An 8,569-nucleotide genomic window follows, 5' to 3' on the forward strand; every position below is an offset into this window, starting at 1 on the left:
CGCATCAGGAGCGTATCGTGTTGGTGACGGCAGTCAACGGTCCGCGATAGCCTCGGGAGTGGCCCAGCGGCGAGGGAAGGGACCGGCGATGACCGCATTCTCGCTCGAACCGGCACAACTCGCCTGGTGCGCTCAGCTGCGCACGCTGGCCGCGCGGCGGCTGCGCCCGCTCGCCGAGAAGGGGGAACCCGGCCGGGTCAACCGCGCCCTGGTCGCCGAACTGGGCGCCCTCGGCCTGCTGCCCCGTCTGTTCGGCTCCGGCGCCCTCGACCTGTGCCTGATGCGCGAGTGCCTGGCCCACGCCTGCACCGAGGCGGAGACGGCCCTCGCCCTCCAGGGCCTGGGCGCCCACCCGGTGCACGCCCACGGCACCCCCGCCCAGCGCGACCGCTGGATCCCCGGGGTGAGCGACGGCACGGTAGTCGCGGCGTTCGCGCTCAGCGAGCCGGGAGCCGGCTCGGACGCGGCGGCACTGTCGCTCGCCGCCCGCCCCGACGGCCCCTCCGGGTGGCGGCTCACGGGCGAGAAGCGCTGGATCTCCAACGCGCCCGAGGCCGACTTCTACACCGTCTTCGCCCGCACCACCCCGGGCGCCGGCGCCCGGGGCGTGACCGCCTTCCTGGTCCCCGCCGACCGCCCCGGCCTCACCGGCGACCGCCTCGACATGCTCTCCCCGCACCCCATCGGCGCCCTCTGCTTCGACGGCGTGCCGGTGACCGCCGACGACGTGCTCGGCGAGCCCGACGGCGGCTTCCGGGTCGCCATGGACACCCTCAACCTGTTCCGGCCCAGCGTCGGCGCCTTCGCGGTCGGCATGGCACAGGCAGCCCTGGACGCGACCCTCGGCCACACCGCACGGCGGGACGCGTTCGGCGGCAAGCTGAAGGATCTGCAGTCCGTCGCCCACCAGGTCGCCGAGATGGCCCTGCGCACGGAGTCGGCCCGGCTCATGGTGTACGCGGCCGCCACGGCCCACGACGGGGGCGCCTCCGACGTGCCCCGGCGCGCCGCGATGGCGAAACTGCTGGCCACCGAGACCGCGCAGTACGTCGTCGACCGGGCCGTCCAGCTGCACGGTGCCTGTGCCCTGCAACGCGGACACCTGCTCGAACACCTCTACCGCGAGGTCCGCGCGCCCCGTGTCTACGAGGGGGCGAGCGAAGTGCAACGGGGCATCATCGCCAAGGAGTTGTACAGGGACGGCGAGACGTACCAGGGGTCTTGCGAGCACCAGGAGGACCGGTGACCGCCGAGCGCGTCAATCCGCCCGAACTCTCCCCGCCGGCCGGCTTCTCGCACGCCGTCGTCGCCTCCGGCTCCCGGCTGGTGTTCCTGGCCGGCCAGACCGCCCTCGACTCCGACGGCCGGGTGACCGGTGACACCCTGCCCGAACAGTTCACCCGGGCCCTCGCCAACCTGCTCACCGCCCTGCGCGCCGCCGGCGGCACCCCGGCCGACCTGGCCCGCGTCACGGTCTATGCCACCGACGTCGCCGCGTACCGCGCCCACGCCCGTGAACTCGGTGGGATCTGGCGGGAGCTGGCCGGACGCGACTACCCGGCGATGGCGGTCGTCCAGGTGGTCCGTCTGTGGGACGAACGGGCGCTGGTGGAGCTCGACGGCTTCGCCCTGCTGCCCTGACCCGACACGTTTCCGTAGCCTGACGCCATGCCGGAGATCGAGCTCAGCGCGGGCACCGTCGAGTACGAGGACACGGGAGGTGAGGGGCCGGTCGTCGTCCTGCTGCACGGACTCGTGCACGACTCCACCGTCTGGCGGCACGTCATCGCCGAACTGCGCACCGACCACCGGCTGCTCGCGCCGACGCTGCCGTACGGCTCGCACCGCAGGCCGATGACCAGGCCGCCCACGCCCGATTCGGTCAACGAGCTGATCGCGGAGTTCCTCGACCGGCTGGACCTGCGGGACGTCACCCTCGTCGAGAGCGACTGCGGCCGCGCCCAGACGGTCGCGGCCCGCCACCCCGAGCGGCTGGCGCGGCTGGTGCTGATCTCCTGCGAGGCCTTCGACAACTACCCGCCGGGGCTGCCCGGCAAGACGATCGGCCTGGCCTGCAGGGTGCCCGGCGGCATCCCGCTCATGGTCCGCACGCTGGGTCTGAGACCGCTGCGCAGGCTCCCGATCGGACTCGGCGCGCTCACCAAGCGCCCTGTGCCGGACGAGATCGTCGACGGCTGGCTGCGTCCCCTGCGCACCGACCCGGCGATCCGGCGGGACTTCCGGCACTACGGGACCCACGTCCGGCGCACCGAACTGCTGGAGGCCGCCCAGGGGCTGCGGTACTTCGACCGGCCCGCCCTGATCGTCTGGGCCACCGAGGACCGGATGATGCCCCGCGAGCACGGCCGCCTGCTCGCCGAACTTCTGCCGCGGGGCCGACTGGTGGAGATCACGAACACGCGGACGCTGATCGCCGAGGACCGGCCGCAGCGGCTCGCCTCCCTGCTGCGGTGGTTCGTCGCGGAGGGGTGAGCGGCACGACCGGGGTCAGGCGGCGGCCACGAGCCGGCCGGCGGGCCCCCGGTGCGGGGCGACCACCCGGCCGTCGGGGAGCAGCTCGCCGGTGTCGTCGAAGACGACCGAACCGTCGCAGAGCAGGTTCCAGCCCTGCTCGGGGTGAGCGGCCACCACGTGCGGGGTGGGGGTTCCGGTCCGGGGGCAGGAAGGCTGGTGGGCACACATGGCGCACCTCCACGTCGGTGGAACGGTCCGAAGGGGTCGTACGGAACGACCATGCGCCTGACCCGGAACCCGCCGGAACGCCCCGCCGTGAAGCGTGACAGCTCCGGGACGATCCGGGGACGGTTCCCCGACGGCCGGTGCGGCTCCGCCACCGAAGGGTGACGACGAGTGGCCGCGGGCCCGTGCGCCGGGTACTGGTGGAGAGCCTCGTTCCGCTCATTCCGGAGGTTCCCCGTGTCCGCACGTCCCATCCTCGGCGCGGCGGCCGCTGCCGCGCTCCTGCTGCTCGGCACCGCCGCGGCAGCCCCCTCGGCGGCCGCGCCGGCCGACCCCACTCAGACCGTGACGGTGGACGCGGAGGGGCGGATCGCCGCCGACGGCACCGTCACCCTCTCCGGCACCTACCGCTGTCTCTCCGGCACCGGACCGGTCTTCGTCGGCTCCTCGGTCAGTCAGTCCACGCCCACGCTCCGGTACGGCATCGGCGGTACCCGCGCGGTCTGCGACGGCGAGGAGCACCGCTGGGAGAACACCGGCCGCGCACCCGGCGACGTGCTGAAGGCCGGTCCGGCACACGTCGAGGCCACGGTCGTGGAACTGCGCCCGGAGGGCATCCTCCTGGAGCCCGTCTTCCACGCCGTCGGGAACCAGGACGTCACCCTGGTCCTGGCCTGACCGGCCGCTGCTCCCGCCGCCGACCGGGCCGGCCGTCACGGGCCGCCGGCCGGCCAGTCCAGCAGACGCGCGCCGATGACCGCCGTCTGGAGCATGTAGCGGTGCGACGGGTCCGAGGGGTTGGCGCCGGTGAGCCTGCCGATGCGCTCCAGACGGTACGTCAGCGCGCGCACGCTCAGGGAGAGCCGCCGGGCCGCCTCCGCGGCGACACAGCCGGAGTCGAAGTAGGCGGTGAGCGTGTCGAGGAGGGGCTGGGCACCGCCCCGCGCCGTGGTGAGCGGTCCCAGGGTGTTGTGGACCAGGTCGGCCATGGCCTGGCGGTCGCGGGCCAGTACCGGGTAGACGAGCAGATCGGCGGCGCGCAGCACCGGGTCGTCCAGCCCCAGCCGCTCGGCGATCTCCAGGGAGCTCAGGGCCTCCTCGTACGACTGGACGACCCCGCCGGGGCCGGGCTGCGGGCGGCCCACGGCGACCTGGCCGCCGTCGGTGGCGGCGTGCGCCTGCTTGGCGAAGTGGGTGAGCACCTCGGACTGGTGCCCCGGCGCGACGCACAGCAGCCGGCCGTCCTTGGTGGTGAGCAGGATGCTGCGGTCACCGAATCGGGACAGGAGAGCGCGCTCCACCTGCCGCGGCACCGGATCGCCCTCCTCGTAGGCGACCGGCCCCCGCGCGACGGCCACCGCGTGCTCGTGGGACAGCCGCAGACCGAAACGCTCGGCGCGCTCGGCGAGCCGGCCCAGGTCGCTGCGGCCGTAGAGCAGGTCGTCGATGAACTCCCGTCGTGCGGCCTCCTCCTGACGCACCGCCATGCGCTGTGCCCGCTCGTAGCCCTCGGCGAACGCGTCCACGACCTGCTGGACGGCAGCGAGCGCGCCGTCCGCCGAGGCGGCGCCGCGCGGCCACGCCCCGCGGGCGGCGCTCAGGTGTGCGCTGACGAGGGACCTCAGCCCGAAACCGGCCTCCGCGGCCCGTTCCCCCAGAACCCGCCGCGAGGCGATCTCGTCCCGGGTGAGGCGTCTGCCCGTCGCCGCCACCTCGGCCAGTATCTCGGCGCAGCCGTCCAGATACTGCTCCGGAATCTCCCGATCCATCAGATCGCCCCCTCGGATCATGACGCGTTCCTGGCGCCCTCGTGTGGACGCGTCGGCACGCAGACCCTAGTGAACCTTGCCGGAAACCGGCAATGCGCGCCCGCACGCCCGCCGGGCATCATGGCCGCGGGGAGCACCGCGGACGGTTCCGGTGCCGGACACCGGCAGGTGTCCCGCGCCGGGACCGGAGGGGAGCAGCGCTGCCCGAGGGCATCGCGTGGTGAACGGGGAGGGGCGGGGACGCACATGCATGTGAAGCCCGCCGCGGACCTGCACGCCCCTCGGTTCGTGGAGGGCGGGTCGCGTGCGGCGCGCCGGGCAGCGGACGCCGGCCGTCCGTGCCCGCCGCAGAACCGCGGCACCGCCTGAACCGTCTCCCCCTCCACCGGACATTCACCCGCCTCGGTGACCAGGCACCACTCCGCCCGACTTCTGCTCATTTCTCAGCCCAGAAGGACGTGTCCCATGGACGCCGCCACCGTGGGCATCGCCGTACTCGCCGGCGTCGCCCTGCTGTTCGTGCTCATCGGCCTGCTCGTCGTCTCCAAGCTGTTCCGGAAGGTGGAGCAGGGCAAGGCACTGATCGTCTCCAGGACCCGCAAGGTCGACGTGACGTTCACCGGGTCGGTCGTGCTGCCGGTGCTGCACAAGGCCGAGGTGATGGACATCTCGGTGAAGACGATCGAGATCACCCGGGCAGGCAAGGAGGGACTGATCTGCCGGGACAACATCCGCGCGGACATCCGCATCACCTTCTTCGTCAAGGTCAGCAAGACCGTCGACGACGTCATCAAGGTCGCCCAGGCCGTCGGCACCGCGCGGGCCAGCGACCGCGACACCCTCCAGGAGCTGTTCCACGCGAAGTTCTCCGAGGCGCTGAAGACCGTCGGCAAGCAGATGGACTTCACCGACCTCTACACCAAGCGCGAGGAACTGCGGTACCGGATCATCGAGGTCATCGGTGTCGACCTGAACGGCTATCACCTCGAGGACGCGGCGATCGACTACCTGGAGCAGACGCCGCTGACCCAGCTCGACCCGGGCAACGTGCTCGACGCGCAGGGCATCCGCAAGATCACCGAGCTGACGGCCGTGGAGCACGTCCGCACCAACGAGGCCCAGCGGAGCGAGCAGAAGGAGATCACCCGGCAGGACGTCGACGCGCGCGAGGCGATCCTGGAACTCGAACGCCGGCAGGCCGACGCCGAGATCAAGCAGAGGCGGGAGATCGAGACCGTGCGGGCCCGCGAGGAGGCCGAGACCGCGCGGGTGGTGGAGGAGGAGCGGCTGCGGGCCCAGAGCGCCTTCCTGCGCACCGAGGAACAGCTCGGCGTGCAGCGCGAGAACCAGGCCCGCGAGGTCGCCGTCGCCGCCAAGAACCGCGAGCGGGTCATCGCCGTGGAGAGCGAGCGCATCGAGAAGGACCGCCTGCTCGAGGTCATCGCCCGTGAGCGGGAGACCCAGCTGACGAGGATCGCCGCCGACAAGGAGGTCGAGGCGGAGAAGCGGGAGATCGCCGAGGTCGTCCGGGAGCGGGTCGCGGTGGACCGTACCGTCGCCGAGCAGGAGGAGTCGATCCTGAAGCTCCGCGCGGTCGAGGAGGCAGAGCGGCACCGCCAGGCCGTGATCATCGCGGCCGAGGCCGAGGCGCAGGAGAAGCTGGTCAAGGACATCAAGGCCGCCGAGGCCGCCGAGCAGGCCGCCACACACCGCGCCGCCGAGGAACTTACCCTCGCCGAAGCCCGGTTGAAGACCGCCGACCTCGACGCACGGGCCAAGCTGCGGCTGGCCGAGGCGGTCCAGGCGGAGTCCGCTGCCGAGGGACTCGCCGCCGTACAGGTCCGCGACAAGGAGGCAGAGGTCATCGAGAAGGCGGGCCGCGCCGAGGCCGGCGCCGCCGAGGCCCGGATGCGTGCGGAGGCCGAGGGCGCGCGGGCCAAGGCCCTCGCCGACGCCGAGGCCATCGGGGGCAGGCTCCGCGCGGAGGCGGCCGGACTCACCGAGAAGGCGGCGGCGATGGCCGCCCTCGACGAGGCGTCCCGCGGTCACGAGGAGTACCGGCTGCGGCTGGAGGCCGAGAAGGACGTCCGGCTCGCCGGACTCGACGTCCAGCGGCAGGTCGCCGAGGCGCAGGCCACCGTCCTCGCCACCGGACTGGAGAACGCGGACATCAGCATCGTCGGCGGGGAGTCGGTGTTCTTCGACCGTCTCATGTCCTCGATCGCGCTCGGCAGGAGCGTGGACGGCTTCGTCCAGAACTCCGAGACGGCGCAGGCCCTCGCCGGGCCCTGGCTGGACGGCTCGGCGAGCTTCACCGACGACCTGAGCCGCGTCCTGGGCTCCGTCTCCACGGCCGACGTGCAGAACCTCACGGTCTCCGCGCTGCTGATGCGCCTGATGCAGCAGGGCGGGGAGAACACCGGTCGGTTCGAGCAACTGATCGCGAAAGCGGGTGAGCTGGGCCTCTCGGACACACCGCTGGCCGGACCGAACGGCCGCGCCAGGGCCTGACCACCACCCGGCCGGGAGCCGCCGCACAGGGGACGGCGGCTCCCGGCCGCTTCCTTCCCGAGAGGCAGCCATGACCACCGCCACCCACGAGCCCACCCTCCCGGCCCGGCCCGGGACCCCGGACACGGACGGCGCCCTCGACGGCCGCGAGGCCGTGGACGGCGGCGCCTACCAGGTCCTGCGGGACCGCCTCACCGCGCAGGCCGCCGAACTGGCCCGCCGCGCCGACGCGCTGAACCGGCGCCGCGCCGAGGAGTTCGGCGCCCCGGAGCTGCGTCCCACCGGCACCGGGCGACTGCACACCGACCGCCCCTGCGTGCCCCGCGACATCGTCGCCGTGGGCGACGTGCTGCTCTTCGGCTACGAGGCCCGGCCCCGCCCCGACCGGGACACCGCCGTCGGCGACGTCCTCGCCCCGCACGACCGCGACCTGAACCGGCTGCCCGACGACGCCGTGCCGGGACTCCTCGACGACCCCGGCTTCGTGCGCGAGTTCGCCGCCCTGCACCGCTACTACCGGCAGGCCCGCCTGCTGAGGCTGCGCCGTTTCGACGGCAAGCTGCTCGCCGTCTTCCAGACCGGCGAGAAGGCCGGCGACATCCGTGTCCTGCGCTGGTCGGTCACCGAGGACGGCCGCGCCGCGTTCCTCGACGCGCGCGGCGACCGCGACCACGCGCTCACCCCGCCCGCTGCTGTCGACTGGACGTCCACCACCCGTGAGGACCACGTCCTCGGCCGCCACCCGCACGTCTCCGTCCAGGGCGAGGTCTTCGTCGACACCCTCGGCGGCACCCTCACCGTCAAGACCGAGAACGACACCACCACTCCCGACGGCATCCACACCGAACCGGTCGACGAGCCCCTGCAGTCCCTCGCCGACGCGGACGTCGCCCACGCCCGCGTCGGCCCCCTGGTCCTGCTGCGGATCCTGCCCTACAAGGAGACCGCACACCGCTACCTGGTCTTCCACACCCTCGCCCGCACCGTCGTCCGCCTCGACGGCATCGGGCAGGGCGCCCGCCGGCTGCCCGAGGACCAGGGCATCGTCTTCCCCGGCGGCTACTGCCTCGCCGCGGGCACCCACAAGACGTACGAACTCGACACCACGGGGATGGAGTTCGAACGCGAGGTGCGCTCGCCCCACGGCGAGGACGTGCTCTACGCCTTCCACGCGCCCGGGCGCGGGCGCGGCCTGCTGCTGTCGTACAACCAGATCCGCGAGGCGGTCGCCACCCCGATGGCGTGCCACGGCTGGGCCCTGTTCGACGACGGACACCTCGCCCTGCTGCGCCCCGAGGGCGACGAGCCCGCCCGCGTCCACCCCGTGCGGCTGTGGGACACCCCCTACGTCTCCGACACCCACGCCGCGGGCCGGCCCGCCGGCGAGGGGCCGCTGGCCCGGGTCGGCAACGCCGACCTCGTGCGCGGCATCTCCGACTGCCTGTCCCTGGCCCGGTCGGCCGCCGAACCCACCCCGACGGCCGGGATCTACGGCACGCTCGCTGCCGCCTGCGTCCGCGTCGCGGACACCCACCACTGGCTGGGGGACACCGAACTCGAAGACCTGCGGACCCCGTTGGACGAGGTGC

The 8,569-nt window shown here is 73.3% G+C and carries 8 protein-coding genes; 6 read left to right on the forward strand and 2 right to left on the reverse strand.

All coding sequences use genetic code 11. The features are described from left to right. Positions 1–88: 88 nt before the first annotated feature. Genes BU52_RS07840 through BU52_RS07850 form a run of 3 tightly spaced genes read left to right on the forward strand, consistent with a single transcriptional unit; the run spans position 89 to position 2,493 of the window. Positions 89–1,246, forward strand: a complete 1,158-nt coding sequence (locus BU52_RS07840) for an acyl-CoA dehydrogenase family protein (protein WP_037930315.1) — start codon at positions 89–91, stop codon at positions 1,244–1,246. Next, a complete protein-coding gene (locus tag BU52_RS07845; protein WP_037930318.1) occupies positions 1,243–1,641 on the forward strand; it encodes a RidA family protein in 399 nt (132 codons plus the stop codon). Before BU52_RS07840 ends, BU52_RS07845 begins: the two co-directional genes overlap by 4 nt. A gap of 27 nt (positions 1,642–1,668) precedes the next feature. Continuing rightward, complete coding sequence (locus BU52_RS07850) at positions 1,669–2,493, forward strand: alpha/beta fold hydrolase (RefSeq protein WP_037930321.1); 825 nt, start codon at positions 1,669–1,671, stop codon at positions 2,491–2,493. A gap of 15 nt (positions 2,494–2,508) precedes the next feature. On the opposite strand, the gene BU52_RS07855 is transcribed toward BU52_RS07850, so the two are convergent. Beyond that, the gene (locus BU52_RS07855; protein WP_037930329.1) at positions 2,509–2,703 is read right to left on the reverse strand and encodes a DUF5999 family protein; all 195 of its coding nucleotides are present in this window, start codon (positions 2,701–2,703) and stop codon (positions 2,509–2,511) included. Positions 2,704–2,937: 234 nt separating this feature from the next. Between BU52_RS07855 and BU52_RS07860 the strand changes: the two genes are divergently transcribed. Then, positions 2,938–3,378: a DUF6299 family protein gene (locus BU52_RS07860; RefSeq protein ID WP_037930332.1), complete on the forward strand. Its 441-nt coding sequence runs from the start codon at positions 2,938–2,940 to the stop codon at positions 3,376–3,378. A gap of 35 nt (positions 3,379–3,413) precedes the next feature. On the opposite strand, the gene BU52_RS07865 is transcribed toward BU52_RS07860, so the two are convergent. Beyond that, the gene (locus tag BU52_RS07865; RefSeq protein ID WP_037930398.1) at positions 3,414–4,472 is read right to left on the reverse strand and encodes a PucR family transcriptional regulator; all 1,059 of its coding nucleotides are present in this window, start codon (positions 4,470–4,472) and stop codon (positions 3,414–3,416) included. 462 nt (positions 4,473–4,934) lie between these two features. On the opposite strand from BU52_RS07865, the gene BU52_RS07870 reads away from it, so the two are divergent. Both BU52_RS07870 and BU52_RS07875 read left to right on the forward strand, forming a co-directional pair. Further along, positions 4,935–6,980, forward strand: coding sequence for a flotillin family protein (locus tag BU52_RS07870; RefSeq protein ID WP_037930335.1), 2,046 nt, complete (start codon positions 4,935–4,937; stop codon positions 6,978–6,980). A 70-nt stretch (positions 6,981–7,050) separates the two neighbouring features. Then, positions 7,051–8,569: DNA repair ATPase (locus BU52_RS07875; protein WP_037930337.1), on the forward strand; the 1,519-nt coding region annotated here is incomplete at its 3' end.

It is taken from the genome of Streptomyces toyocaensis, assembly GCF_000725125.1.
Lineage (GTDB): Bacteria > Actinomycetota > Actinomycetes > Streptomycetales > Streptomycetaceae > Streptomyces > Streptomyces toyocaensis.